We start from the raw sequence: 26,277 nt of genomic DNA, 5'->3' as shown, positions 1-26,277 counted from the left end.
GCAAAAGATATTTTTCGTAGAGGTTAATTTCCGCTCCAGTTGCTCGCTTTCCGTGGGGTGGGCGGTGAGCCTCCTCGTCGCTGGCGCTCCTGCGGGATCTCACCTGTCCCACTACTCCCACAGGAGTCTCGCACCTTACGCTCCAATCAACTAAGTATTTTTGAAATAGTATTCATCTTACAATTGATACAAAAAACACTCCTTTTGAAAAAAGCCTAATTCTCAAAATTAGAAACCTCCTACAACCTAATCTAGTAGGTGGTTTTAAAGTTTCATTATAGGATAACAAATAATTAATAATCCGCATCTTATAATAAGCAATTTCGGTGTTTAGTACTCATAGAAAAATATTTAAATTCCCCTCCTTGAACTTCTTCTAATACTATATTAAAAGTTTTATAAGCAAGGTCATATTGTTGTTGAGTAATCCATTTATTGTTAAGTGCCTCTTCTAATTCATCTTTATCTTTTTGAATCACTTCACCAGTAGGAAATACAATTAAATCTAAAAATAAATCATCCATATAAGGCATATTATTTTCTACACCATTCTCATATGTGATATCTATGTACCATTGAATAATTTCTCCAGCCCCATTAAACATTGTCGTAATTGCATAATGTTCATTCAACGGCAATTGTTGTAACCAGGAATAATTATTGTCAACAATACAAATCTCTTGTTCTAAATGTTTAGTTATAAGTGGCTGAGATACCTCATGCATTTGAATAAGTGAAATATAACCCACAAAATCATTATCTTTGATTTCTTTTTCCTTGTAGGTTCTTTTAATAATTCTACTCCAATCTTCCCTATGCAAAAAACGTCTTTTCAACATATATTCTCCTTTACTGCCCTTTTGTTTATTAAACAACAAATCTAAGTGAAGGTTTTCAAGCCCATTTAGTTTTTTTAAGAAGAATAAATAAAGTTGATTTTTTCTAATCCTGTATATATGGTAAAATAACTACAGGCTTTTTTGCCCTATTCTATTTAATCAAGGAGACGGATTATGTCAAAAGTATTTGTATTCGGTCATAAAAACCCTGACACAGATTCCATCTGTTCAGCCATTGCTTATGCAGAATTAAAAACGAAACTAGGCGTTGACGCAGAGCCTATTCGCTTAGGACAAATAAATGGAGAAACAAACTATGCTTTAGATTACTTCAAAAAAGAGGCACCTCGTTTCGTTGAGGCCGTTTCTAATGAGGTTAGTGAAGTTATCCTTGTGGATCATAATGAATTCCAGCAAAGTGCGGATGACATCCGTGATGTGAAGATTCTTGAAGTAATTGACCACCATCGCATCGCAAACTTTGAGACAAGCGATCCATTATATTACCGTGCAGAACCAGTTGGATGTACAGCTACCATTTTGAAAAAAATGTATAAAGAAAATGGAGTGGAAATTAGTAAAGAGACAGCTGGATTAATGCTTTCTGCTATCATCTCTGATTCCCTTTTATTTAAATCACCAACTTGTACGGAAGAAGACGTGGCAGCCGCTCGTGAACTAGCTGAAATCGCTGGTGTGAATGCAGAGGAGTACGGGTTAGCTATGCTAAAAGCAGGTGCTGACCTTAGCGACAAGACACTTGAAGAGCTCATTTCTCTTGATGCAAAAGAATTCCAAATGGGCAGCTTCAAAACGGAGATTGCACAAGTAAATGCGATTGATTTAAACGATGTATTAAGCCGTAAAGATGAACTTGAATCGATTCTTTCAGATGCAGTAAATAAGAAGGGACTAGATTTATTCCTTTTTGTTCTAACAGACATCCTTAACAGTGATTCAGTTGTTATCGCTATTGGCAGCGAAACAAAAGCAGTAGAAGAAGCTTATAATGTAACACTTGAAAACAACAGTGCCCTTTTAAAAGGCGTTGTATCCCGTAAGAAACAAATTGTGCCAGTTCTTACGAAAGTATTGGCTGAAAAATAATACACAAAAATGAGGAGTAGCCAAAATGGCTGCTCCTTTTTCATCTTTCTGCCAGAAGTTCCTCCATCAATTGTTTGACTGTCGTTTCCTTCGCCATTCTTACACCTTGCCCAGCCCATAGAGACATGAATTCTGGCTGTTTCAGCATGGCAGCTTTCTTTCTGATAGAGGCTGTCAGATCATTTTGAAGTGGAAACGGCATGCTCATCTGATCAGCCATCTCATGAATAAATCGATTGCCAATTCCTCGAGCAAGTTTCCCTGAAAATGCCTTTGTAAAGGTTGTTTGTTCTTCCGTGCTATTCAAGAGTGTTTGCTTATATATCTCTGCTGCTCCACTCTCCTTGCATGTTAGAAAAGCTGTTCCAAGCTGAACGCCTTTTGCACCTAGAGCCATTGCAGCAGCAAATCCTCTTGCATCCATAATGCCGCCTGCTGCAACGACAGGTGTGTGAACAGCATCAGCTACTTGAGGAATGAGAGCCATTGAACCAACCAATCCGCTATCTTCCTCATGAAAGGTTCCACGATGGCCTCCAGCTTCACTCCCTTGAGCCACAATAATGTCCACACCGCTCTCTTCAAGCTCCCATGCTTCCTTTACATTTGTAGCTGTTCCCACAATAACTGTTCTGTTCTTCCTAAGCTCTGTCACTACCTCTTTATTTGGTATTCCAAAGGTAAAGCTGGCAACTGGCACCCTTTCCCTGAGAACTTGCTCTATTTGATTCTCATATAGGGTCCTGTAGTTTTTCACTTGATTGCTGACCGGAGCTTCAATTCCTAATTCTTTTCCAAATTGATTTAATAGGACTGTCATCGCTGTTAATTCTTTTTCATCGAAGTGAACTTCCCTCTCATTTGGAATAAATAAATTCACACCGAAGGGCTTAGCTGTTAAACTTCTAATCTGTTTGATTGCTTCTTTGATCTCCTCAGGGTTCATATACCCCGCGCCAAGATTCCCCAGTCCGCCGCAGTTTGATGTTTCGCTTATTAATTCAGGGGTTGTGATTCCTCCTGCCATCGGGGCTTGAAAAATGGGATAGGCAATATTAAGCATTTCCGTTAACTCATTTCGCTGCCAGATCAATGATCATACACCTCACAATGATTTAGCCAACTAATTTATCGCAAATACTATTTGCTACTGCATGCCACAAATTTTCGTCAACTTGATAAGATTTTACTAAACTTTTGTACATCGCCTTTTGTTTATCTGTGAAATCAGGGTCATCCTGTGAAGGGAGCTTACTCCTTTCTTGATCAACAAGGTTTTGAAGCTTCTTCGCTCTCGGTCCCCATACGGCCAGTTCTTTCCCATCCTTATTGATAAAAATATAGATCGGAATCGCACGTGATGTTCCATTCGTTAAATATTGATCCATCAATTCTAGATTTTGATCTCTTAATAAAAAGCGCACGTCCATTTCAATTTCATCTGCAATTTTTAACAGAATGGGGTTATTTAAAAGCGCATCTCCACACCAGTCCTCTGATAAAGCAATGACCTTCAATCCTTTTCCTTTAAGAGGAGCCAATCTTTCCTTTTCTTCAGCCGATAAGGAAAATTGTTCAGAAATCTGTTTCGTCCCTGCTTGATTTACACTCATTCCTGAAATATACTGTTCAGCTGTTAATCCCTTTTCAAACCATTGATTTAAATTCATAAATAACCCTCCATTTCTTATATGTATTTCTTCCTTATTATTACATATTCCATTTATTAATGCGAAGCATCGATCTCCGATTGAAGTCTGCTGCGAATTTTGTCGAAAAGAGCTGTCCTTTCCTGGGAAATAAAAGGATATTATGTAATAGGAAAAAATAGAAAGGCTGATGGAAGATCCATCAGCCTTTTAAATAGTCGGTAATAACTAACATAGTGAACAGTAACCCACCGACAGTCAATACATTCAATATGTTGAATGTATGATTAATCCATCATTCGTTTCTTAAATGTAGCATACGCCAGTAGAAAGGAAGCAGCAATCCATGCACTTATTACTGCAAGATATGTCCAAACATCTCCAAATCCCCCACCTGCTTCAACTGCCTTTGCCAATTCAACTAGCTGGCTATTCGGCATATATTCCGCAACTTTTAGAATCGGGAATTTCTCAGCTAATCCAGCAGCAAATGACCCGAAAGTAAAGATAAAGAAAAATGGCATAATGACAACAGAAGCTTCCATGACTGACTTCGTGACAAGACCAAGGAGAGTTCCCAGTCCGATATAAAAAATAGCTGACAATATCATACCAACCGCAACAAGACCCATACTCTCAGGTTGATAATCGACAATATAAGCAGACAGAACAATGATAATCATCGTAGTAATAAAAGTGAGGAGACTCTTCCCCGCCAGAATTTCTAGTGTACTAGCTGGTGAAAGCATTAAGCCACGCAGGGTATTTTTCTCTTTTTCTTCTGCTATTAACGAACATTGAACATATGCCCCTACTAAAGACAGTGTCATATTAAATACAACATAGTGCATATCAATTGTCATATTCCCTTGCCAGCCATATAGAAAGGCCATAAATATTGGGATCACCACTGTAAAAGACACATACATATTCTTGCTGACATCTTTATAATCCTTTTGAAAAATCGCCATCGTCCGCTTCAATGAAAAAGTCATGATAATTTCCTCCCTGTAATTTCTACGAATATATCTCCAAGAGTCGGTTCATTCGAGTGCACAGATATAACTTTATTTTCACTCATTAGTTGATACATTGTTTGTGCACCTTTTTCTCCTTTATGAAGAATTTCAATCTTGCCATCTGCAAGCTCTACAGTTAGCGTGTCGTCCGCATACTTTTTCCGCAGCTCTCTTGGCGGGCCAATCAATTGGATTTTTCCATTATTTAAAAAAGCAACTCGATCACAAAGCAGCTCAGCCTCATTCATATCATGTGTTGTCAAGAAAATCGTCGTCCCATTCTCTTTTAGCTGCTCAAGCCCTTTATAAATATGCCTAGAATTAACTGGATCAAGCGCAGAAGTCGGCTCGTCAAGAAACAATAGCTCAGGCTTATGTAGAAAGGCTCTTGCTAGTGTTACCCTTTGGAGCATACCTTTTGAAAGCTTCGAAACGACCTTCTTTTTGTTATCCTTAAGGTTTACCATCTCTAGTACTTCATCAATTCTTGATTCATTTACATCATATAGACCGCAATAAAGCTTCAAGTTATCCAAGACCGTTAATCTTTCATATAGTCCGCTGTTATCTGTCAATACGCCGATTTTTTTGCGATAACGAGCTTCCTTTAGCTTTGAAGCTGAAACACCGAAAACATATGCATCTCCGTCCGTTTGAGCTAATTGTGCAGTTAAAATTTTTATTGTCGTTGTTTTTCCGGATCCACTTGGACCTAAAAATCCAAATGTCTCTCCTTTTCTTACATTAAATGAAACATCCTTTAATGCTGTTTGATTGGCAAACATTTTTGCTAATCCCGCAACTTCTATAATGTTCTCCATTTTCATCCTCCTGGCAAATTTGATTTGTAAATTATCATGTATGCATCGGCACTGTATGGCGCCTCCGCTTTCGTATGATCTAATCTTATGAAACAAATCTTTGCCATGCATTATTATTTGGATGAAAAGAGCATTTAACAGACTGAATGGAGCATTATTCACATGGAGTGGAGCATTATTTAAGACCTAACATGCCCTTTAGTTCTGCCATTTTCGTCTTTGATAACGGGATAGATGACTTTTTCGCATCACCTAATACTAAAGTAAAGCTATTTCTTGTCCAAGTGACTACCTCACGAACCTTTTGCAAATTCACAATGTAAGAACGATGACATCTAAAGAACCCATATGGATGCAGGCGGTTCTCAAGTTCGGTCATTGTAAATACACTTGGATACATTTCTCCTTTAATATAAATATTGGACTGTCCTTCATTGCTTTCTATGTAATCTATTTCTGGCGGATCAAATAAAACGATTTTGTCATTCACCTTTGTAGGAATCTTTTCAAAGCGGACAGGCTGGATAATTATTTCTTCTTCAATTATTTGATCCTCAGATTTAAATTCTTCTTTTGATGGTGCATCAGTTGTTTCTTCGTCAAAAACGACATCCAGTACATGCAAACCCGTTTCGTCTAAGCGGCAGACCTTATCTGTCACTGAAAGTGCACTCTCCATGTTTCCGGTTAGTACAAGCACGCCTTTGCCTTTTTCACTCAGTTTTCTTACAAGCTTTAAAAATACTCGTTTTGTTTCCAAATCAGTATTCTGGTCAGGTTCTTCAAATATAAACAGGGCTGGATTCTGAAAAAGCAAGCGACCAAAATGAACTCGTCTTTTTTCGGAAGCGGTTAGCCTGCTAAGGCGAATATTCCGTTTAGGCTCTAGCTGAGTCATGCGCAGCGCTTCATCCATTGAAAGCTCCGAGCCATATAGTTTTTGGAAAAAGGAAAAGTGATCCTTTACACTCAATCTTTCGTATAATCCATCATCTAAAAGATACATGCCGACTTGATCAAAGTAAGCATCTTTTGATTTCGTGAGTTCTTGCCCATTTATGCTTAATTCTCCACTTGAAACAGGTAGCTCTCCTAAAAATAGCTTTACTAAAACGGTCCGCACATTCGTACTCGAATGAATAGCTACCACCTCATGCTCCGATACCTCTAAACAAAAGGCGGGAAAAACTAACGAATGCTCCTCATGTTTTTCTAAATCATTGATTTTCAAAATACTCACTGTGATCACCTAATGTTCATATAAAATATCAATAAGTTGTAAAAAGGAAAAAGACAATTTTTTACATTTTTTTCTTTTCATATTATAACTTTATTATTTTACATTTTCACTACTATCTATTAGTTAATAGGACATATTTTTGTAGATTGTTATCTTTTCCTGGGAAATATAAGAGGTATTTGTCGAAAAAGGGCTGATGGAAAAATCCACCAGCCCTTTGCTGCCTTATCTTTTCTTTATTTCCTCTAATAATATCTTGTTCACTAATGGCGGGTTTGCTTGACCTTTTGTTGCTTTCATGATTTGACCCACTAGGGAACCAGCCGCCTTTTCTTTTCCGTTTTTGTAATCCTCAATAATTTTTGGATTATTATCTAGTACTTCTGTAACAATTTTCAAGAGGGCGCCTTCATCTGAAATTTGGACAAGTCCCTTGTCCTTTACAATTTGCTCAGCGCTTCCGCCATTCTCGATTAATTCTTTGAAGACCTTTTTCGCAATCTTTGAGGAAATCGTTCCGTTCTCAATAAGTTTAATCATTCCGGCAAGACCTTCAGCAGTCAAAGCTGTTTCAACCAGCTCCTTTTGTTCGGCCTTTAAGTAGGCTGACACTTCACCCATGATCCAGTTCGACGCTTGCTTAGCTTCTGCGCCAGCATGAACAGTCGCTTCAAAGAAATCAGCCATTTCCTTTGTTACCGTCAAAACAGCTGCATCATAAACAGGTAGGCCAAGCTCTTCGACATACCGTTTTTTCCGCTCATCTGGAAGCTCAGGAATCTCCGCACGAATTCGGGCTTTCCAGTCTTCATCAATATGAATGTCTAAGAGGTCTGGCTCAGGGAAATAACGATAATCATCAGATCCTTCTTTCACACGCATCAAGATCGTCGTGTTTGTTGCTTCATCATATCTAAGTGTTTCTTGTCCGATTTCGCCTCCAGCAAGCAAAATTTCCTCTTGGCGTTTTTCTTCATATTCTAATCCTTTACGGACAAAGTTAAAGGAGTTTAAATTTTTTAGTTCTGTTTTCGTTCCAAATTCTTCTTGCCCAACTGGACGGAGAGAAATATTGGCATCACAGCGCAATGAGCCTTCTTCCATTTTACAATCTGATACACCCGTATATTGAATGATTGACTTTAATTTTTCAAGATAGGCATATGCTTCGTTTGGTGTACGAATATCTGGTTCTGAAACAATTTCAATCAACGGTGTTCCTTGACGATTATAATCGACTAATGAATATCCATTGCCATGTGTCAGTTTTCCAGCATCCTCTTCTAAATGGATACGGGTAATGCCGATTTTCTTTTTATATCCGTCCACTTCAATTTCAATCCAGCCATGCTCGCCAATTGGTTTGTCAAACTGGGAAATCTGATATGCCTTTGGATTATCAGGGTAAAAATAGTTCTTTCGGTCAAATTTCGTAATTGGAGCGATCTCACAATTAAGTGCCATCGCTGCTTTCATCCCATATTCAACGACCTTCTTATTCAGAACCGGTAGAACACCTGGGTAGCCAAGATCAATTACTGTCGTATTTGTGTTTGGTTCAGCTCCAAAATGGTTCGGGCTCGCTGAGAAAATCTTCGAATCTGTTTTTAATTCAACATGGACCTCTAGTCCAATAACCGTTTCAAATTTCATTCCTTCTCCCCCCTTACAATCCAGGCTTTTGCTTATGAAATTCTGTTGCCTGTTCGAAAGCATGTGCCACACGATAGACCGTGCTTTCATCAAAGTGCTTGCCGATGATTTGCAATCCCAGCGGCAATTCGTTTACAAATCCACATGGTATAGAGATTCCAGGTACACCAGCAAGGTTCACTGGAATCGTTAAAATGTCATTCGCATACATCGTTAACGGGTCTTTTGTATTTTCATCTAGTTTAAAAGCTGGTGTAGGTGTCGTTGGCCCAATAATGACATCATATTTCTTGAATACTTCTTCAAAGTCATTTTTGATTAATGTACGAACCTTTTGTGCTTTTTTGTAATAGGCATCATAGTAACCCGAGCTTAGGGCAAATGTTCCAAGCATGATTCGGCGTTTTACTTCTTCACCGAATCCTTCTGCCCGAGTCTTTTTATATAAATCAATTAAGCTTTCCGCATTTTCTGTCCGATATCCATAGCGCACACCGTCAAATCTGGCAAGGTTTGCGGATGCCTCTGATGAAGATAATAAATAATAAGCAGCAAGTGCATATTTTGAATGCGGCAGTGATACTTCTTCCCATGTCGCACCAAGGTTCTCCAGCACCTTTAAAGCGTCTAATACTGATTGACGCACTTTTTCTTGTACGCCTTCGCCTAAATATTCCTTCGGCACGGCAATTTTCAAGCCTCTAATATCACCTGTTAAGGATTCAACAAAGCTTGGTACAGCAACATTTGCAGATGTTGAGTCCATCGGATCCAAACCAGATATCGCCTGCAATAAATAGGCGTTATCTTCAACCGTTCTTGTAATTGGGCCAATTTGATCAAGCGACGAAGCAAATGCAACAAGTCCAAAACGAGAAACGCGGCCATATGTAGGCTTCATTCCAACAACGCCACAGAAAGAAGCTGGTTGTCTAATCGATCCGCCTGTATCAGATCCTAAAGAGAATAATACCTCTCCTGCAGCAACAGAGGCAGCTGAACCACCGGAAGATCCTCCAGGAACTCGATCTAGATTCCATGGGTTTCTTGTCTTCTTGTAAGCTGAATTTTCATTCGATGAGCCCATCGCAAATTCATCCATATTTAATTTCCCGATCGTAATCGTCTCTGCCTGGTGCAATTTATTAACAACTGTCGCATCATAGATTGGATCAAAATTCTCTAATATTTTGCTAGCACAAGTCGTGCGCAATCCCTTTGTAACAATATTGTCCTTCACACCGATAGGCATTCCAAACAGAAGCCCTTTTGATTCATCCGTTCCTAGCTTATCATCCATTTGTTTTGCAGTTTCACGTGCTCTTTCTTCATCTAAAGTCAAAAACGCTTGTACTTTTTCTTCAACCTCACTAATGCGCTTGTACGATTCATCTACTAGATCGGTCACTTTCAACTCTTTTTTATGTAATTGCTCATGAAGCTCTGATACTTTATGATCAAATAAACTCAAAACCTTTCCCCCCTTATTCCATAATGGACGGTACTTTCACTTGACCGTCTTGATGTTCTGGTGCATTTTTCAGCACTTCAGACTGTGGCAATCCCTCTTGCGGGACATCTTCTCGCATCACATTTTTCATATCTAAGATATGAGATGTTGGTTCGACACCATCCGTATTTATTTCATTCAATTGTTCAGCAAAAGAAATGATCGCATCCAATTGATTCGTAAATTTCTCTGTCTCTTCTTCCGTAATTGCCAGTCTCGCCAAGTTTGCCACATGCTTAACCTGATCAGCAGAAATTCTAGACATGTAAGCCACCTCCAAATATGTTCTTTTCTTCACACAATATGATTTATCATATCAAACTTTCATGCGTTAAACCACTACCTGATTTGACATAATATCCGATCCTTCTGCCTATTTTAACATGATTTGCAGTCATTACGCAGTTAATACTCTATATATTAAAAAAAGCTGTACCCTATTGGATACTGCTCTTTTACCGATGAATATTATAGACTCAAGTTAGAATCTGGAAAAACATCATAGCTATTCATTCAGTTCACCGCCAACTGTACCTTTTTATTTTTTAAATTAACATGAATTTTATATTTTTGGCAGTTTATTTGCAATCATCCTTATTTATTTGCAAATCATTATATTTTTTTGCAAGATTACTTCTTTATTTGCAGCCTCTAGTATATTTGCAAGTTTCCTCCTTTAGTTTGCAAACAAAACGAAAGGAGTCCTATTGGCTCCTTCGTTTAAATACATTCGAAAGTATTGTAAAGGCACCTTTTTTCTCCTTGGCCTTTTCCTGTTTTTGCACTCCCGTTTCCTTTTGTACATAAATATCTTCTTTATCAATCGCATGGTCGTATGCAAGGACGAGACCAATTTCCGAGTTATGATCTTTATTTGTTACGATTGTATAATCTACTTTGTAATCTCCCGCAGCTTTTATATATTTTGAAAACTCGCCATAGCTCATATTTCCATTCAGGTACAGATGTGCCTTTTGATTTTCTTTTAATGCCGCCTCTACCTGTTTATACATTCCTGATTCTCTTACTTGCGACTGGGTTAGCGCAATAATTATTCGTTCTCGCAGTGTTCCGAGAAATTTCCTTCGTTCATCTGGCTTCGTTTGTTTTTCCCCATAAATCCCTTGCTGAATATAATCATCTACATTTTTTGACAAAGTCACATACCTCCCATTTATTTAAGGAAAAGAAGGGCTATTACTATGTATGTATTCATTTTAACAGTTGTGCTAGTATAATCATTACCTTTTTATACAAAAAAATCCTCCCTTCAAATGAAGAGAGGTGCAAAATAGGAGAAAAAAGTTAAAATCACGATAGAATGGATAAAACATATTGAAGGCTCTGAATCCTTCATACTTTCAACATATTGTTCTTGCAAAAGGGAATTAAACCTCTTGCTTTGCAGCAGTAAATTGCTCTTCTTCAGTAGACCCTTTTAGGGCTGTTGTTGAAGAAGTTCCACCAGTAATTGTCATAGAAACTTGATCGAAATAGCCTGTCCCCACCTCCCTTTGATGTCTTGTTGCTGTATAGCCATATTCCTCACTTGCAAATTCAGCCTGCTGCAATTCCGAGTATGCAGCCATGCCATAAGCCTTGTAACCGCGTGCTAATTCAAACATGCTATGGTTTAGTGCATGGAAGCCAGCTAATGTAACGAATTGAAATTTATACCCCATTTTTCCAAGCTCCACTTGGAATTTAGCAATGGTTTCTTCATCTAGCTTACTTCTCCAGTTGAAGGATGGGGAGCAATTATAAGCTAATAGCTTGCCAGGAAACTTTTCATGAATCGCTTCAGCAAAACGTCTAGCTTCTTCTAAATCAGGTTCAGAGGTTTCACACCATACAAGGTCAGCATATGGCGCATAGGCTAATCCTCGGGCAATCGCTTGTTCTAAACCAGCCTTCGTCCGGAAAAATCCTTCAGGGGTACGGTCGCCAGTAATAAATGGAGCATCATGTGAATCTACGTCGCTCGTAATTAAGTCAGCAGCATTTGCATCTGTACGGGCTACAATTAGAGTTGGCACGCCCATGACATCGGCTGCTAATCTAGCAGCAATTAGGTTTTTTACTGCAGTCTGGGTAGGCAGAAGCACTTTGCCGCCAAGATGACCGCATTTTTTCTCTGAGGAAAGCTGGTCTTCAAAGTGCACGCCGCCTGCACCCGCTTCAATCATCCCTTTCATCAATTCAAACACGTTTAGCTGCCCGCCAAACCCAGCCTCCGCATCTGCGACAATTGGAGCAAACCAGTCAATCGATTGATCCCCTTCCATATGGTGAATTTGATCGGCACGCTGCAGTGCCTGATTAATTCTTTTCACAACACTCGGCACACTGTTTGCAGGATATAGACTTTGGTCCGGGTACATATGACCAGACAGATTAGCATCTGCCGCGACTTGCCAGCCGCTTAAATAAATTGCCTTCAATCCCGCTTTCACTTGCTGTACAGCTTGATTTCCAGTTAACGCACCTAATGCTGGAACGAAATCCTCTTCATTAACAAGCTTCCAAAGCTTCTCCGCTCCCTTTCGTGCAAGTGTATATTCAATGTCAATCGATCCTCGCAGTTTAATTACCTCTTCAGCAGAATAAGGTCTATCAATTCCATTCCACCGCTCATCCATTTCCCAGCTTTCTTGTAATTGCTGCACTCTTGTTTCTGTCATAATTAAGTTCCTCCTTTAAAAATTCCGATAGATTTTTTGTGTGAGTAACTAGCTATGGGTTCATTTAAGGAATGAACATCTTTGTTGTTATAATACAGTTATCAAACTATGTTATTTATTGTATAACAACAACGATATTTTTGGAACAGTTAATTTTAAAATTTTCAGAAATTTAATTCGACATTCTTCGATAGGAACAAAAAAAGAGTGATCTGCCTAAGGCAAATCACTCTTTCATCTATTTGTTTTCTATTAGAACATTTCAGAAGTTGTTTTCGCTTGCATGTGAAGCTGGATGTAGTCAGGTCCGCCTGCTTTTGAATCTGTTCCTGACATATTGAAGCCGCCAAATGGCTGGTATCCAACGATTGCACCTGTACATCCACGGTTGAAGTAAAGGTTACCGACATGGAAATCTTCACGTGCTTTTTCGATATTCTTACGATTATTTGTGATAACTGCTCCTGTTAGACCATATTCTGTGTTGTTCGCAATTTCAATCGCATGATCGAAATCCTTCGCTTTTGTAAATCCAACGACAGGGCCAAAGATTTCTTCTTTCATAATGCGAGCTTCTGGGTCAAGGTCTGCAAAAATAGTTGGCTTAATGAAGTAGCCTTTGGAGTCGTCTCCTTCTCCACCTGTCATTAGCTTTCCTTCTTTTTTGCCAATTTCGATGTAGCTCATGATTTTATTATATGCACTTTGGTCTATTACTGTAGCCATGTAGTTATTCGGATCAGTTGGATCCCCTTGTGTTAATTCATTTGTTAATTCAACGGCACGATTTAACACTTGATCGTACACATCTTCAACGATGACTGCACGAGAACACGCAGAGCATTTTTGTCCAGAGAAGCCAAATGCAGATGCAACGATTGAAGTTGCAGCTAGCTCAAGATCTGCTTCCTTATCGACAACGATTGTGTCTTTTCCGCCCATTTCTGCAATGACACGCTTCATCCAAACTTGGCCTTCGCTTAATTTAGATGCACGTTCGAAAATACGAAGACCAACATCACGAGACCCCGTAAAGCTAATGAAACGTGTATCCTTATGGTCTACTAGGTAATCCCCAACCTCTGCACCACTTCCAGGTACAAAGTTTAGAACGCCCTTCGGAAGACCTGCTTCTTCCATCACTTCAACGAATTTCGCAGCAACAACTGGTGTTGTAGAAGCTGGTTTTAGAAGAACGGTATTCCCTGCTACGATTGCGGCAACCGTTGTTCCAGCCATAATCGCAAGCGGGAAGTTCCAAGGAGAAATAATGATTCCTACTCCTAACGGAATATAGTCATAACGGTTATATTCATTTGGACGGCTGTTTACAGGCACTCCGTCTTTAATGTTTAGCATTTGTCGCGCATAGAATTCAAGGAAATCAATCGCTTCTGCTGTATCTGCATCCGCTTCATTCCAAGGCTTTCCTGCTTCTTTTGTTAAAAGGGCAGAGAACTCATGCTTGCGGCGGCGAATGATGGCAGCTGCTTTGAATAAAACGTCCGCACGTGTTTCTGCTTTTACTTTTTTCCACGTTTTAAACGCTTCTACTGCAGCTTGCATCGCTTTTTCAGCAAGATCACGGTTGGCTTTAGACACACGGCCAATTACTTCTGTTTTATTAGCAGGATTATAAGATACGATTTTGTCTTCTGTAGAGATGCGCTCTCCGTCGATCACTAGATCGTAATCCTTTCCCAAATAACTTTCAACTGTTTTTAAACCAGTTAAATAGGCTTGGTGATTTTCTTCCAATTTAAAATTAGTAAATGGTTCATGTTTGTATGGTTGTACCAAAGTTTCCGCCTCCTATGTATTAATACTACACCCTTTTTACCAGATGCTATCCCTTTTAAGTATTAGTATATCTCTTAAAAAGGCTCCCAATCCAACAAGCTTATCTTATCATGTTTCATTTCACTACTTCAAACATTCTGTGTAAATGAATACTATACTACACTAATAATTGGAGATAATAGTGTGATTCTTACAATCAGTCATATTATCTCCAATTTTCTTATTGATATATATGAACAAATGGCTCGTTTTGATCTGCTTTACGGACAATAAGCCCTTCTGGACCATTCACTGATGAAATTTCCACTTGCACAGAAATATAAGCAGGAAAATGCTTCACAACAAGGGCGGTCACATATTGTGTGAAGCCAATTCCTTCTGCTTTTCCATAGAATTGAATAGGAATACTAATATTAAGCTCCTGAAGTTGTCCATCTGCATAAAAAGCCTTCCCTATTACTCCATTAAAATTAGGAAAATAGGCTTCTACATCCTGTTTAAAATTGAGAAAAGCATTTGCATCGTCTCGATAGCTCTCCGATGCTTCTGTTGATGGGAATTGGAGGTATTTCTCATTTACCTTTTCCCAGCCTCCAAGATTGGCACTTCCCTTTTCTGCATTCGCATAGGTAAAGAAAGTACCCGGAACAACGGATGTCCTGCTTTGTTGTTCAAATAAAGCAATTGTAATAGGAACATCCTTTAATTTATCTATTTTACGTAATCGCTTTAATACTTCATCGGCAAGCTTTTTTCCTTCTTTTTCTAGCTCTGCATGATCAATTTTCGTTTCATACCAAGCGCCGAATTGAACTTTTTGATAATAATATACCGAGTTCAAGGCTAGACCAACAACTACTCCACCTAATTTATATTTTCCCTCTTCAATTTTCTCATAATAATCATGCTCTAAAATATGTGCAAGATATTTTGGTGTTTCTTCTTTTCCATTATCAAGAGGATTAAGACCGAGGTTGTCTTCTTCCTCTAATTTTTTTTCCTTTAATTGTGCAGCCGAATACTTGCGATTTAGCCAAAGACGTACTTGATCGCTTTCTATAAATTGCCCTTCTTGAAATACATATTTATCTGTATCATACATATTCTGAGCCACTCTCATTAGCCCTGTCTCAAATTCAGTAAGATTAAATTTCGAATTAATATTATTAACGACAAGCCCTCTTGACTTACTTGGTTTGAAAGGCAGAATTGTTTGATAGTAATTATCTGAAATTTTGTAGTTTGGTATGATCGCTTTCTCTTTTGCGTCTCCTTTATCCTGAACGACCTCCTCCTGCTTATTAAAGTTCGGCGCACAGCCTGTAAGCAGAAGAACAAGAGACAGAGATAGCATTATTATTTTCTTCATGGCATTTCCACCTCTTACACATTTAATTCTTCAATCAGTCTCTCCTCGTCCCAAATCTCAATTCCTAATTCCTGTGCTTTTGCAAGCTTTGATCCTGCATCTTCACCAGCGATAACAATATCTGTTTTCTTGCTGACACTACCAGATACATTGCCGCCTAGAGCTTCGATTTTGTCCTTTGCTTCATTTCTCTTCAGCTTCTCTAACTTTCCAGTAAGCACGACTGTCTTTCCGGCAAAAATCGATTCTGATTGCTCTATGGATACACGCTTTGGCCCGGTATATTCCATGTTGACTCCCGCAGCTTTCAATTCATCTATCAGCGCTCTTGCTTCTTCCAATTCAAAATAACTGACAATGGAATCCGCCATTTTCTCCCCTATTTCATTAATTGCCGTTAATTGTTCGTAGCCTGCATTCATTAATTCATCCATCTGTACAAATTGCTGGGCCAATGTTTTGGCTACTTTCGCGCCTACATGTCGAATCCCCAGACCAAATAATAGCTTTTCAAGAGAATTAACCTTGGAGGCTTCTATTGCTTCCAGCAGATTATTTGCAGATTTTTCACCCATGCGTTCAAGCCCAATAAGCTGTTCAAAGGTAAGCTTATATATGTCAGCTACATCCTGTATTAGATTTTTGGAAAATAACTGGCTGATTACTTTTTCACCAAGACCGTCAATATTCATTGCATTGCGGGATACAAAGTGGATTAAACCTTCTCGTATTTGTGCAGGACACTTCGGATTTATACAGCGCAGAGCAACCTCGCCATCCAAACGGACGAGTTCACTTTCGCATTCCGGGCAGTGAGTTGGCATGTGAAACTCAACTTCTTCTCCTGTTCTGCGTTCTGCTAAAACATTGACTACCTCTGGAATAATATCCCCAGCTTTTTTTATAACCACTTGATCACCCATTTTGATATCCTTCTCACGAATAAGATCTTCATTATGAAGGGAGGCACGTTGAACCGTTGTTCCTGCTACACGTACAGGCTCAAGAATCGCAGTAGGAGTAATCACACCTGTTCTGCCCACACTCAACTCGATCGACTTTAAAGTCGTGACGACTTCTTCTGCAGGAAACTTATAGGCAATGGCCCAGCGCGGACTTTTCGCTGTTGTCCCAAGCTCCTGCTGCTGATCAAGAGAATCTACTTTGATTACGATCCCATCAATATCATACACGAGGTTTGGCCGCTCGCTTGTCCATTTTTCGATAAATTCCAGGACTTCTTCTATATTTGCGCATTTTTTCCGTTCTTTATTTGTCTTGAAGCCAAGTGTATCTAATAAATCCAGTGCCTCACTATGGGATTCAACACCTGTCTCACCTGTATCTGACACTCCATATAGAAACACATCAAGATTTCTTGATGCTGCTATTCTCGGATCCAGCTGTCTTAAAGAACCTGCTGCAGCATTTCGAGGATTTGCAAAGGCATCCTCTCCTTTTTCAGCCTTCAGCTTATTTAAAGCCTCGAAAGAACGTTTCGGCATAAATGCTTCTCCACGTACTTCCATGGATAGATCTTTATTTAAGCGCAAAGGAATGGAACGAATGGTTCGTAAATTTGCAGTAATATTTTCACCTATTGAGCCATCTCCGCGCGTTGCCCCGAGGACAAATAAGCCCTCTTCATAGCGCAGGGAAACTGCTAATCCATCGATCTTCAATTCACATACATATGAAACATTTTCCCCTGCAGACTGTCGAACTCGACGATCAAAGTCCCTAAGATCCTGTTCATTAAAGGCATTTCCCAGACTTAGCATTTGAGATTGATGCTGTACCTTCTCGAACATATCAAGGATTTCTCCACCAACACGCTGAGTTGGAGAATCTGTCGTTTTCAGTTCAGGATATTGAGTTTCTATTTCTATCAGTTCTTTAAGCAGCCGGTCATATTCTGAATCCGGAACAGATGGCTGGTCAAGGACATGGTACTCATAATTATATTGATTGAGCAATGTTTGTAATTCTTTTACTTTTATTTCAGCAGTCTGAAGGTCCATATATCCAACCCTTTCTAGATAACATTAGCCTTTTGTAATCGGTGCAAATTTAGCCAGTAACCTTTTAATGCCGATTGGTTTTGGAAAAGCAATATCAAGTTCGGTGCTCTCTCCATCTCCTTTAACACTAACAACTGTCCCTGTTCCCCATTTGCCGTGAACTGCCTTATCGCCAACCTTCCAGCCGAGTTCATCCCCGCCAGTTGTATTCATCGCAGGGCGAATAACTGGCTTTCTTTGCGGCTGTCTTGAAGATGCAGTGCCAAATGATGAAGCTCCAAAAGGTGAAGCAGTTTTTTGAGCAGGCTGCACGCCGTCTAATAGTTCTTCAGGAATTTCTTTAATAAAGCGTGATGGCAGATTCATATTTGTTCGTCCGAACAATGTACGCATCTGAGCGTTTGTAATAAACAGTTCTTCCTCCGCTCTTGTGATTCCTACATAGGCGAGACGGCGCTCTTCTTCCATTTCCGCTTCTTCCATTAAAGAGCGGCTGTGAGGAAATACCCCTTCCTCTAAACCAATTAAAAAGACAACTGGGAATTCCAGTCCTTTTGCTGAATGAAGGGTCATTAGTACAACTGCATCCGCTTTTTCTCCATCATCATCTAACTTATCAATATCTGCGACAAGTGCCAAATCGGTTAAAAAAGCAACAAGGCTTTTGTCTTCACTGCCTTCTTCAAAATTTTTAGTCACGGAAAGAAATTCTTCCAGGTTTTCAAGTCGGCTCTGCGCTTCAATTGATTTTTCCGCAACAAGCATTTCTCTGTAGCCTGATTTCTCCAATATTTCCTCGACAAGCTCTGTTACAGAAAGGTATTCCTGCATTCGAGTATAACTTTTGATTAGATCTCTAAATTCAGCTGCTGCTTTTGTTATTTTTGGACTTAGACCAATTAGATCGATTGAATCCAGCGCATCAAACATTGTCATTTCATGGAGCAAAGCGAAATTGGCAATCTTATCAATGGAACCAGAGCCGATTCCACGCTTTGGTACATTAATGATCCTTTGAAGGCTGATATCATCATCAGGATTGGCAATTAAACGCAAGTAGGCAAGAATATCCTTAATCTCTTTTCGATCATAGAACTTGATTCCGCCAACAATTGAGTACTCCATATTCGATTTTAGAAGCACTTCCTCCATCACACGTGATTGTGCATTCGTTCGATATAAAATGGCGATATCAGATAGATTTCGATTCCCTTCACGCATCAATTCTTTAATTTTTCCAACAACAAATTGTGCCTCACCTTGTTCACTATCTGCTCGGTAATAGAAGATTTTATTTCCTTCCAAATTCTCCGTCCAAAGATTTTTCGGCTTTCGATTCATATTCCTTCCGATGACTTCATTGGCTGCTTGAAGAATTCTTTTGGTGGAACGGTAGTTTTGCTCGAGCAAAATGACCTGTGCATTTGAGTAATCCTTCTCAAATGAGAGGATGTTGGCAATATCGGCCCCTCGCCAGCGATAAATGGATTGGTCTGAATCACCAACAACACAAAGATTTCTAAAACGTGCAGCAAGAAACTTTACAAGCATATATTGAGCCCTGTTCGTATCCTGATACTCATCCACGTGAATATACTGGAATTTGCGCTGATAATATTCAAGTACTTCTGGCACCCGCTGAAATAACTGAATCGTTGTCATAATTAGATCATCGAAATCTAATGCGTGATTTCTTCTCAATCTTTTCTGGTATTCAGTATACACATCACTGATTACATTCTGAAAATAGTCGCCTGCCGTTTTTGCGAATTCCTCAGGTGTTGTTAACTCATTTTTTGCTGAGCTGATTGATCCGAGTATTGCACGAGGATCAAACTTTTTCGGATCAAGGTTTTTATCCTTTAATATTGATTTAATAACTGATTGCTGATCCGTCGTATCGAGAATTGTGAAATTCCGGTTAAAACCAAGCCGATCAATATCTCTTCTTAAAATTCGTACACACATCGAGTGAAAGGTAGAAATCCAAATTTCATCCGCTGCTCCACCCATCATTCTTTGAATCCGTTCTCTCATCTCTCTTGCCGCTTTATTTGTAAAAGTAATCGCCAAAATATTATAAGGGTTTACCCCTTTTTCAACCATTAAATAAGCGATTCGATGAGTTAATACTCTTGTCTTTCCACTGCCTGCCCCTGCCATGATCAAAAGGGGGCCATCTGTTGCCTTTACCGCATGCTGCTGCTGTGGATTCAATCCATTTAATAGTTTATCTGATAAATAATTCATCGACTTTCTTCACCACCATACAAACATATGTTCTTGAATTGATTCTAAATCTTCTTCTATTACGAATCAAGTTCTATAAAAGAGTTTTTTTATAAAATTTCTCACACACAAACCTAACTAATTTGTCCGAGAGGTGTACTTTTTACTGCGGGTACTGTTTTAAGTGCAGCACTTACATCTGTATATATAATGTTTCCAACGACTATGACATCTGAAGCCGCAGCCATTTCCTTCGCCTGCTCTGCTGTTTCAATCCCACCGCCGTAAAACAAAGTAGTCTTCTCTAATATTTTTTTCACTTCAGATACTGTTGCTGGATCGCCATATGTTCCACTATATTCTAGATAAAAAATCGGCAGCTGGAACATTTTTTCTGCCATCATCGCATATGCTTTAACCTCATCTATTGATAATGCTGTCTTCGCATTCGTAAGTTGGGCTGCCTTGCACTCTTCATTAAGAATACAATAGCCTTGGACTAAAATTTCTTCCCAATTCATCACTTCGCCAAATTCTTTAACTGCCTCATGATGAAGCCCTGTAATCCATTTTGTATCCGTACTATTTAAAACAGTCGGAATAAAGTAGAAATCAAATCCTGGTGTAATTGAATCAATCGCAGATACCTCAAGTGCGCAAGGAACTGTATACCTGCGGACTCGTGACATTAAATCAAGCACCTTTTCTAAAGTAACGCCATCCGTTCCACCAACAATTATCGCATCTGTTCCTGATTCACAAATCATTTCTAAGTGTTCATCAGAAATACTTTTATTCGGATCGAGTTTAAACACATGTCGCCACTCGCGGACATTATACATCCATACTTCCCCCATTCTATCATTCCATTTCACCATTATATCATTAGTATAATGATGAAAAAAGTAAAGCGCAGACGCCTTGATTTGCACTGACAATCATAAGAGGAACTGGCAGGAAGGGGTGGTTCTTTAACCTGTATGATGTACGGTTCAAGTTGGGACTTCCTCTCACTTATGAAAGACTTTTTTTCGGCGGCCTGAGCAATTTTGGTCTTCATTCCTATTATGAGTGACCTTTTTCTATGGGTTTACAAGAAAATCAAAAAAGCCTGAAACAACGAATGTTCCAAGCTTTCTTCGCTTAACCTGCTAACAGACATTTATAAACTGACTTCACCTTTGCAAGTCTGTCCTACCCATAAATTATTCTGCTGTTTCTGCATCTTCTTTCTTTATCCGTTCTAATGCCATTTCATATGCGTCATTTCCGTAGTTTAAGCAGCGCTTGACGCGAGAAATTGTTGCTGTACTTGCTCCAGTTTCTGTTTCAATTTTATGATAGGTTTTCCCTTCGCGGAGCATGCGGGCAACCTCTAGCCGCTGGGCAAGGGATTGAATCTCATTGACCGTACATAAATCATCGAAGAAACGATAGCATTCTTCTAAATCATTTAATGACAAAATTGAATTAAAAAGCTGATCGAGTTCTTTTCCTCTTAGTTTATCAATTTGCATGCATGTATCCCCTTTGTATAAAATTACTATTCCTTTACATCAAAAGAAACCGTTTGTTCAAGACCAGGGCTTGAAGGAATGATATTAATCCAAGTCCTTCCGGGTACAAGCCCTGCTTGTTTTCCATTTATGACAGGCAGAATTTTCCCATCGACATTTTCCCATTTTACTTCTTTCCATTTCCCTTTTTGAAGTAAATACGCCCTGCCGCCTGAAGTTAAATCAATCTTTCTGCGCCCTGCATTATCAATCACTTTATGATCAGTTTCGACAATAAAAATATTATCCAGCAATACTGGCTCTTCGGACTCATAGTCCTTAGTCAGTTCTCCATTTGTATACCGTTTATACTTTTCAAGCTCTTCATCATATTCATAAATGGAATTAAAAATATTGCTGTTAAAATAGGATACCATAACCGATAGTGCTTCTTCTCCATTTAGATTTTCTAACTCACTTTCATTCAAGAAAGTAAGCGCAGATGGTGCATCATCCATTTCATAGCTTCTTTTCTCTGCTCCCTTAAGGATATTTTCAAATGAAATATAAGAATTATGAGGAGCCTTCCGGAAACTTGCACGCTTAAAAAGTGTTCCATCATAGGTAATCCCATTTAAGTTATCAATATAGCCTTTATCAAGCATATCCTTCGCCTCTGGACTATACCCATGGGCAATATATAGACTGTCATACCCTTTTGCTAACTCAATATAATAATCCCTTGCGCTTCGTATAGGACCAATTTTCTCTGGCTGTTCACTCTGGTAAATAGCAAGAAATCGCGTTATATTTCCTTCCGCCAATAATTCATAAACGATATCTGCTTTCTCAAGTCCTGATTGCGGACGGGCTTTCGGATCATTATTGATCATAACCGCAACCGCTCGGCTATCCGATTTACTTTCTGTCCCAACACCAGTTAACGGAAATTGATAAGGAAGATCTTCTTCACTAGAATCCACAATAGATTCTTCTTCCGGAATCTCATTCAATTCATCTTCATTTTCAACGGCTGTATGATCATTTTTGCTGCAGCCTGCAATTAAGAGTAAGACAGCAATTGAAACAGCCATCCATCTATTAAACATAGAGCACCTCGGTATTTGATCTCGTCGTTTATTTAAGCTGAATATGTTGCAAAATTAATGAATCAATTTCATGATACGTATTGGTAAATCATCAAACTCTTTTATATTTTAACGCATTATCGTTGGAAAGAGTACTGTTTTATTCATCACATCATACATTCCTTGCTGAGTGATCCGAATATACGGCAAATGAGTGGATGAAAAAAATAAAAGTGAATAAATCGGATCAGAAAATTGATAGCCTCTTTCTCTCAAATAGACAAGAAGTTTCTTTTCTTGTTCAATTAACGTTTCAACTTTTTGATCAGACATTACACCTTTGACTTTTAGAGGAATTTCTTGAACAATTTCCCCTTTGTCAGAAACAACGATGCCTCCTCCAAGCTCCTTCATTCGATAAAAAGCCTTCATCATGTCTTCCTTGTTTTTGCCGATTAGTATAATATCACCAGTATTAGAAAACGAGCTCGCTAAACCATCTAAACGATCAGCAAATCCCTTTAATAATGTATTCATCCGCCATCGGCCATTTTTATCAATTAACACGAAAAAACATTCATCGTTCGTATCATTCAACCGATCAACTGAGGCATCAATCGATATGGAATATGGTTTTGTAATGACTGCGTTTTCCATTTTTATCCCGAATGGCATTGAGAACTGCAAATCTTCCGGATAAAGATTCCAATTTATCGTTAAAGGTTCAAACCCCTTATCTCCCCAAGAAATATCGGGATAAGCATCCAATGGCAGTCCATCCTTTTTCACCCATTTCCCCTTAGCCAGTACGGAAATGGGTGTCGGGTCTGTTTCAGAATAAAGGAAATTTATATTCGCCACTCTTCCGGTTGCAATCGCTCCATGAAGATGATTGATTTGATAATAACGAGCAATATTAATCGTCCCCATATTATAGGCATCAATCACCGGAACACCCTTTTCAATCGCAATCCGAATCATATGATCAATCATTCCCTGCTCATAGAAGGAAGAGGAAGAACCATCCGTTGTAAAAATCATTTGATCATAATAATCAATTCCAAGCTCATGCATTTCATCCAGAAGTACCGGCAAATCTGGACGGATCGAAGAATATCGTAAAGATACGGTGTAGCCTTGCATTAACCGGTTATATACTTCCTTCCCGGTCATCGCTTCATGATCACAATCTGCCCCAAGCAGCATTAATTTTGCCAACGTTTTTTCTGATGCACCCGGAAAATGGCCTTCAATTTTCTTTCTCATTCTCTTCGCTTCCTGTATCCAATGAAGCATTAAGTCATCGCCAGCTAATAATTTCGGCCAGGCTGTCAGTTCTCCTCCCTGAAGAACAGCCTCATGTTCAAGCCATGATTTTACATTCCGATGAGAAAAGATCACCTCTTCATTTTGAATTTCTGTTTGTGCATCAAATCTGCACCACCAATACATAGTTGAAGGAAGATTCCTTAATTCACTTAAAAAAGAGAACGCTCTATTTTTATCCATCTGCAATGCAAGGACCATATTATCATTAATTAGCGTCGTTGTACCAAACTGAGATGCATAGCTCGCAAACGAATGGGGATTATATAATTGAAACGGGTGGGCATGGGGCTCTATATAACCTGGAACAAGCATTAAGCCTTCACAATCCACAACTTCACAATTTTTGATGGTTACAGGCAGCATTTCCCCCACATAAACGATGCGGTCATTATATATCCAAATATTTGCCGTCATCCACTTACGAAATGCTTGATTAAGATAACGTGCATTTTTCAGTAATAGCGTCGGGGAAAGTTTTCCATCTAATACAGAAACATGATCACGTAAATATTTGTTTTTCCAACGGTAACGCTGTTCCAGCACAAGAATCCCTCCCTCTAGTTTCTTTATTTATCTGTATTTGTTATTAGTTAAAATGGCTATAAATCAAACAAGAAAGCCCTTTCATAGTTTGTTTTATATTACCATAATTCACTATTTAACGCATTAAAGAAATAGAAAAGTTTATGAAATATTCAAGAGGAGGGTAAAGGAATGAATATCAAACCGAATATCGGGATTGTCAATGCATTAATCCGCATTACTTGTGGGCTCACACTAGTGGCTTGCAGTACAGCAAAGCTTACGAAAAAACCTTGGCGTGAATCATACATGATCCTAGCATTTCTTGGAGCAATGAAGGTGGCTGAAGGAATTGTCCGTTTTTGCCCAATAACCGCTCTTTTTGAAAATAGACAAGAACTTCTTGGTTCAATGAACCAAAATGGGAACGGGGAAGATATCGAAATCAGCGATATCCTTCCATATAACCCTTCGTAAGTGTATTCAAAATAGCCCCCATCAATTGGGGGCTTCATAAAAAGGAGCGATTCATATGTTTTGGGAGTATTTAACTGATATGTCATTTGTATTGATTGCGTTGATTGGCAGTATCGTTGCTTTGCTATTTGTATTTATTCGAAAATCTAATAAAGGGCGTGCTGAATAGCCCGATGCCCAATATCCTTACGATAAAAGATGCCTGTGCAATGGACTTTTTTCAATTGAGCATACACCTTGTTTTGCGCTTCTTCCAGTGTCTTTGCCTTTGCACCAGCTAATAGGACACGTCCGCCATTTGTGAGAAAAAGTCCTAGATTATTTTTGTCGGTCCCCGCATGGAATACGTAAACATCGGAATTTATTTCATCTAGCCCTTCCAGTACGGCACCTTTTTGGTATTCGTCTGGGTATCCGACTGAAGCTGCAACAACACCAAGCATAACTTCTTCATCCCAAATGATTTCAGGTGTATTTCCATTGATAACTGCTAGCAACACGTCAGCCAAATCAGATTTCATTCTTGGAAGGATTACCTGTGTTTCGGGATCTCCAAATCGTGCATTAAACTCAATTACTTTCGGTCCAGATTCTGTAATAATTAATCCGGCATATAAAACTCCGCAAAATTCTCTTTCTTCTTGGACAAGAGCTTTAGCAGTTGGCTGCAGAATTGTTTTCACAGCCTCTTTAATAATCTCATTACTTATATGCGGTACAGGTGAATAGGCACCCATTCCGCCTGTATTAGGGCCTAAATCCCCATCATATGCGCGCTTATGATCTTGAGCAATTTCAAGTGGAATGACGACTTCTCCGTTCACAAAAGCCATAAGAGAAATTTCCTCACCTGTTAAAAATTCCTCCATGACGACTGTTGTAGAAGCGTTGCCGAATCTTTCATCTAAGAGCATTTCCTTAAGGCTATCTCTCGCTTCCTCCATTGTCATCGCAACAGTGACTCCTTTTCCAGCTGCTAAGCCATCTGCTTTAATGACAATCGGTGCACCTTTTTCTTCCAAGTAAGCAAGAGCTTCCTCATAGTTAGAAAATACCGCATACTCAGCCGTTGGAATCCCATACTTTTTCATTAATTCCTTGGCGAAGGATTTACTTCCTTCTATAACAGCTGCCTCTTTTTTCGGACCGAAAACGGTCAATCTCTCACTCTGAAAATGATCTACAATCCCAGCTAATAAAGGAACTTCTGGGCCAATTACCGTTAAACCAATGTCATTTTCTTTCGCAAAATGGACTAGCCTTTCTTGGTCACTTTCCTGAATATCCACTAACTGAGAGACATCTTCCATTCCTGGATTTCCGGGTGCTACAAATACTCGCTCTACTGTTGGACTTTCAAATAGCTTTCTGCAGATTGCGTGCTCACGGCCGCCTCTGCCAATGACTAATACCTTCATTTCTGGCAC

Annotated in this window: 23 protein-coding genes; 3 read left to right on the top strand and 20 right to left on the bottom strand. The window is 39.1% G+C overall.

All coding sequences use genetic code 11. From position 1 onward, the window contains the following. Positions 1 to 308: 308 nt before the first annotated feature. Positions 309 to 839, bottom strand: a complete 531-nt coding sequence (locus AN957_RS03565) for a ribonuclease FAU-1 family protein (protein WP_075209075.1) — start codon at positions 837 to 839, stop codon at positions 309 to 311. 174 nt (positions 840 to 1,013) lie between these two features. Between AN957_RS03565 and AN957_RS03560 the strand changes: the two genes are divergently transcribed. Next, positions 1,014 to 1,946 carry a manganese-dependent inorganic pyrophosphatase gene (locus AN957_RS03560; RefSeq protein ID WP_053479267.1) on the top strand — a complete coding sequence of 311 codons (933 nt, stop codon included), beginning with the start codon at positions 1,014 to 1,016 and terminating at the stop codon, positions 1,944 to 1,946. Positions 1,947 to 1,986: 40 nt separating this feature from the next. On the opposite strand, the gene AN957_RS03555 is transcribed toward AN957_RS03560, so the two are convergent. The 18 genes from AN957_RS03555 to AN957_RS03470 form a co-directional block, all read right to left on the bottom strand. After that, entirely contained in the window at positions 1,987 to 3,039 is a 1,053-nt protein-coding gene (locus AN957_RS03555; protein WP_053479268.1) for an NAD(P)H-dependent flavin oxidoreductase, read from the bottom strand. A 22-nt stretch (positions 3,040 to 3,061) separates the two neighbouring features. Beyond that, entirely contained in the window at positions 3,062 to 3,616 is a 555-nt protein-coding gene (locus AN957_RS03550) for a thioredoxin family protein (protein ID WP_053479269.1), read from the bottom strand. A 266-nt stretch (positions 3,617 to 3,882) separates the two neighbouring features. Further along, complete coding sequence (locus tag AN957_RS03545; RefSeq protein WP_053479270.1) at positions 3,883 to 4,590, bottom strand: ABC transporter permease; 708 nt, start codon at positions 4,588 to 4,590, stop codon at positions 3,883 to 3,885. After that, entirely contained in the window at positions 4,587 to 5,435 is an 849-nt protein-coding gene (locus AN957_RS03540) for an ABC transporter ATP-binding protein (protein ID WP_053479271.1), read from the bottom strand. Before AN957_RS03540 ends, AN957_RS03545 begins: the two co-directional genes overlap by 4 nt. A gap of 175 nt (positions 5,436 to 5,610) precedes the next feature. Further along, the gene (locus tag AN957_RS03535) at positions 5,611 to 6,675 is read right to left on the bottom strand and encodes a LytTR family transcriptional regulator DNA-binding domain-containing protein (RefSeq protein ID WP_053479272.1); all 1,065 of its coding nucleotides are present in this window, start codon (positions 6,673 to 6,675) and stop codon (positions 5,611 to 5,613) included. A 225-nt stretch (positions 6,676 to 6,900) separates the two neighbouring features. Further along, on the bottom strand, positions 6,901 to 8,328 hold the full coding sequence (gatB, locus tag AN957_RS03530; RefSeq protein WP_053479273.1) for an Asp-tRNA(Asn)/Glu-tRNA(Gln) amidotransferase subunit GatB: 1,428 nt from the start codon (positions 8,326 to 8,328) through the stop codon (positions 6,901 to 6,903). Between the two features lie 13 nt (positions 8,329 to 8,341). Beyond that, entirely contained in the window at positions 8,342 to 9,799 is a 1,458-nt protein-coding gene (gene gatA, locus AN957_RS03525) for an Asp-tRNA(Asn)/Glu-tRNA(Gln) amidotransferase subunit GatA (protein WP_053479274.1), read from the bottom strand. 13 nt (positions 9,800 to 9,812) lie between these two features. Then, positions 9,813 to 10,103 carry an Asp-tRNA(Asn)/Glu-tRNA(Gln) amidotransferase subunit GatC gene (gene gatC, locus AN957_RS03520; protein ID WP_053479275.1) on the bottom strand — a complete coding sequence of 97 codons (291 nt, stop codon included), beginning with the start codon at positions 10,101 to 10,103 and terminating at the stop codon, positions 9,813 to 9,815. 439 nt (positions 10,104 to 10,542) lie between these two features. Next, positions 10,543 to 10,995, bottom strand: a complete 453-nt coding sequence (locus AN957_RS03515; protein ID WP_053479276.1) for a YueI family protein — start codon at positions 10,993 to 10,995, stop codon at positions 10,543 to 10,545. A 231-nt stretch (positions 10,996 to 11,226) separates the two neighbouring features. Further along, positions 11,227 to 12,519, bottom strand: a complete 1,293-nt coding sequence (aceA, locus tag AN957_RS03510) for an isocitrate lyase (RefSeq protein ID WP_056682331.1) — start codon at positions 12,517 to 12,519, stop codon at positions 11,227 to 11,229. Between the two features lie 252 nt (positions 12,520 to 12,771). Beyond that, complete coding sequence (pruA, locus tag AN957_RS03505) at positions 12,772 to 14,319, bottom strand: L-glutamate gamma-semialdehyde dehydrogenase (protein ID WP_053479278.1); 1,548 nt, start codon at positions 14,317 to 14,319, stop codon at positions 12,772 to 12,774. A gap of 220 nt (positions 14,320 to 14,539) precedes the next feature. After that, positions 14,540 to 15,688: a CamS family sex pheromone protein gene (locus tag AN957_RS03500; RefSeq protein ID WP_056682330.1), complete on the bottom strand. Its 1,149-nt coding sequence runs from the start codon at positions 15,686 to 15,688 to the stop codon at positions 14,540 to 14,542. 14 nt (positions 15,689 to 15,702) lie between these two features. After that, positions 15,703 to 17,709 (bottom strand): NAD-dependent DNA ligase LigA, encoded by a 2,007-nt coding sequence (gene ligA, locus AN957_RS03495; RefSeq protein WP_056682327.1) that lies wholly within the window; start codon positions 17,707 to 17,709, stop codon positions 15,703 to 15,705. 24 nt (positions 17,710 to 17,733) lie between these two features. Further along, the gene (gene pcrA / locus AN957_RS03490) at positions 17,734 to 19,959 is read right to left on the bottom strand and encodes a DNA helicase PcrA (protein ID WP_053479281.1); all 2,226 of its coding nucleotides are present in this window, start codon (positions 19,957 to 19,959) and stop codon (positions 17,734 to 17,736) included. A gap of 113 nt (positions 19,960 to 20,072) precedes the next feature. Next, positions 20,073 to 20,780 (bottom strand): heptaprenylglyceryl phosphate synthase, encoded by a 708-nt coding sequence (pcrB, locus tag AN957_RS03485; protein ID WP_053479282.1) that lies wholly within the window; start codon positions 20,778 to 20,780, stop codon positions 20,073 to 20,075. A gap of 363 nt (positions 20,781 to 21,143) precedes the next feature. After that, positions 21,144 to 21,455, bottom strand: coding sequence for a YerC/YecD family TrpR-related protein (locus AN957_RS03480; protein ID WP_053479283.1), 312 nt, complete (start codon positions 21,453 to 21,455; stop codon positions 21,144 to 21,146). 26 nt (positions 21,456 to 21,481) lie between these two features. Further along, a complete protein-coding gene (locus AN957_RS03475; RefSeq protein WP_056682325.1) occupies positions 21,482 to 22,543 on the bottom strand; it encodes a DUF3048 domain-containing protein in 1,062 nt (353 codons plus the stop codon). 108 nt (positions 22,544 to 22,651) lie between these two features. Then, a complete protein-coding gene (locus AN957_RS03470; RefSeq protein WP_056682322.1) occupies positions 22,652 to 24,394 on the bottom strand; it encodes an adenine deaminase C-terminal domain-containing protein in 1,743 nt (580 codons plus the stop codon). 171 nt (positions 24,395 to 24,565) lie between these two features. Here AN957_RS03470 and AN957_RS03465 point away from each other — a divergent pair, with 171 nt between their 5' ends. Both AN957_RS03465 and AN957_RS28950 read left to right on the top strand, forming a co-directional pair. Next, entirely contained in the window at positions 24,566 to 24,850 is a 285-nt protein-coding gene (locus tag AN957_RS03465; protein ID WP_056682320.1) for a YgaP family membrane protein, read from the top strand. Between the two features lie 55 nt (positions 24,851 to 24,905). Next, entirely contained in the window at positions 24,906 to 25,019 is a 114-nt protein-coding gene (locus tag AN957_RS28950) for an EYxxD motif small membrane protein (RefSeq protein ID WP_342668460.1), read from the top strand. Here the strand turns inward: AN957_RS28950 and purD are convergent. After that, positions 24,997 to 26,268, bottom strand: coding sequence for a phosphoribosylamine--glycine ligase (gene purD / locus AN957_RS03460; protein WP_056682318.1), 1,272 nt, complete (start codon positions 26,266 to 26,268; stop codon positions 24,997 to 24,999). The genes AN957_RS28950 and purD overlap by 23 nt on opposite strands. Between the last annotated feature and the right edge of the window lie 9 nt (positions 26,269 to 26,277).

Source organism: Cytobacillus solani (genome assembly GCF_001420595.1).
Classification (GTDB): Bacteria; Bacillota; Bacilli; order Bacillales; family Cytobacillaceae; genus Cytobacillus; species Cytobacillus solani.
The sequence above is the reverse complement of the archived record's forward strand: the minus strand, read 5'-3'. Positions and strand labels throughout refer to the sequence as shown.

Coding starts and splice junctions, on each gene's coding strand:
- AN957_RS28950 (WP_342668460.1), top strand. CDS start 24,906: ATGTTTTGGGAGTATTTAACTGATATGTCATTTGTATTGATTGCGTTG.
- ligA (WP_056682327.1), bottom strand. CDS start 17,709: ATGGACCTTCAGACTGCTGAAATAAAAGTAAAAGAATTACAAACATTG.
- AN957_RS03480 (WP_053479283.1), bottom strand. CDS start 21,455: ATGCAAATTGATAAACTAAGAGGAAAAGAACTCGATCAGCTTTTTAAT.
- AN957_RS03540 (WP_053479271.1), bottom strand. CDS start 5,435: ATGGAGAACATTATAGAAGTTGCGGGATTAGCAAAAATGTTTGCCAAT.
- AN957_RS03465 (WP_056682320.1), top strand. CDS start 24,566: ATGAATATCAAACCGAATATCGGGATTGTCAATGCATTAATCCGCATT.
- aceA (WP_056682331.1), bottom strand. CDS start 12,519: ATGACAGAAACAAGAGTGCAGCAATTACAAGAAAGCTGGGAAATGGAT.
- gatB (WP_053479273.1), bottom strand. CDS start 8,328: ATGAAATTTGAAACGGTTATTGGACTAGAGGTCCATGTTGAATTAAAA.
- AN957_RS03550 (WP_053479269.1), bottom strand. CDS start 3,616: ATGAATTTAAATCAATGGTTTGAAAAGGGATTAACAGCTGAACAGTAT.
- AN957_RS03560 (WP_053479267.1), top strand. CDS start 1,014: ATGTCAAAAGTATTTGTATTCGGTCATAAAAACCCTGACACAGATTCC.
- purD (WP_056682318.1), bottom strand. CDS start 26,268: ATGAAGGTATTAGTCATTGGCAGAGGCGGCCGTGAGCACGCAATCTGC.
- AN957_RS03565 (WP_075209075.1), bottom strand. CDS start 839: ATGTTGAAAAGACGTTTTTTGCATAGGGAAGATTGGAGTAGAATTATT.
- AN957_RS03545 (WP_053479270.1), bottom strand. CDS start 4,590: ATGACTTTTTCATTGAAGCGGACGATGGCGATTTTTCAAAAGGATTAT.
- gatC (WP_053479275.1), bottom strand. CDS start 10,103: ATGTCTAGAATTTCTGCTGATCAGGTTAAGCATGTGGCAAACTTGGCG.
- pcrB (WP_053479282.1), bottom strand. CDS start 20,780: ATGTATAATGTCCGCGAGTGGCGACATGTGTTTAAACTCGATCCGAAT.
- pcrA (WP_053479281.1), bottom strand. CDS start 19,959: ATGAATTATTTATCAGATAAACTATTAAATGGATTGAATCCACAGCAG.
- AN957_RS03475 (WP_056682325.1), bottom strand. CDS start 22,543: ATGTTTAATAGATGGATGGCTGTTTCAATTGCTGTCTTACTCTTAATT.
- AN957_RS03500 (WP_056682330.1), bottom strand. CDS start 15,688: ATGAAGAAAATAATAATGCTATCTCTGTCTCTTGTTCTTCTGCTTACA.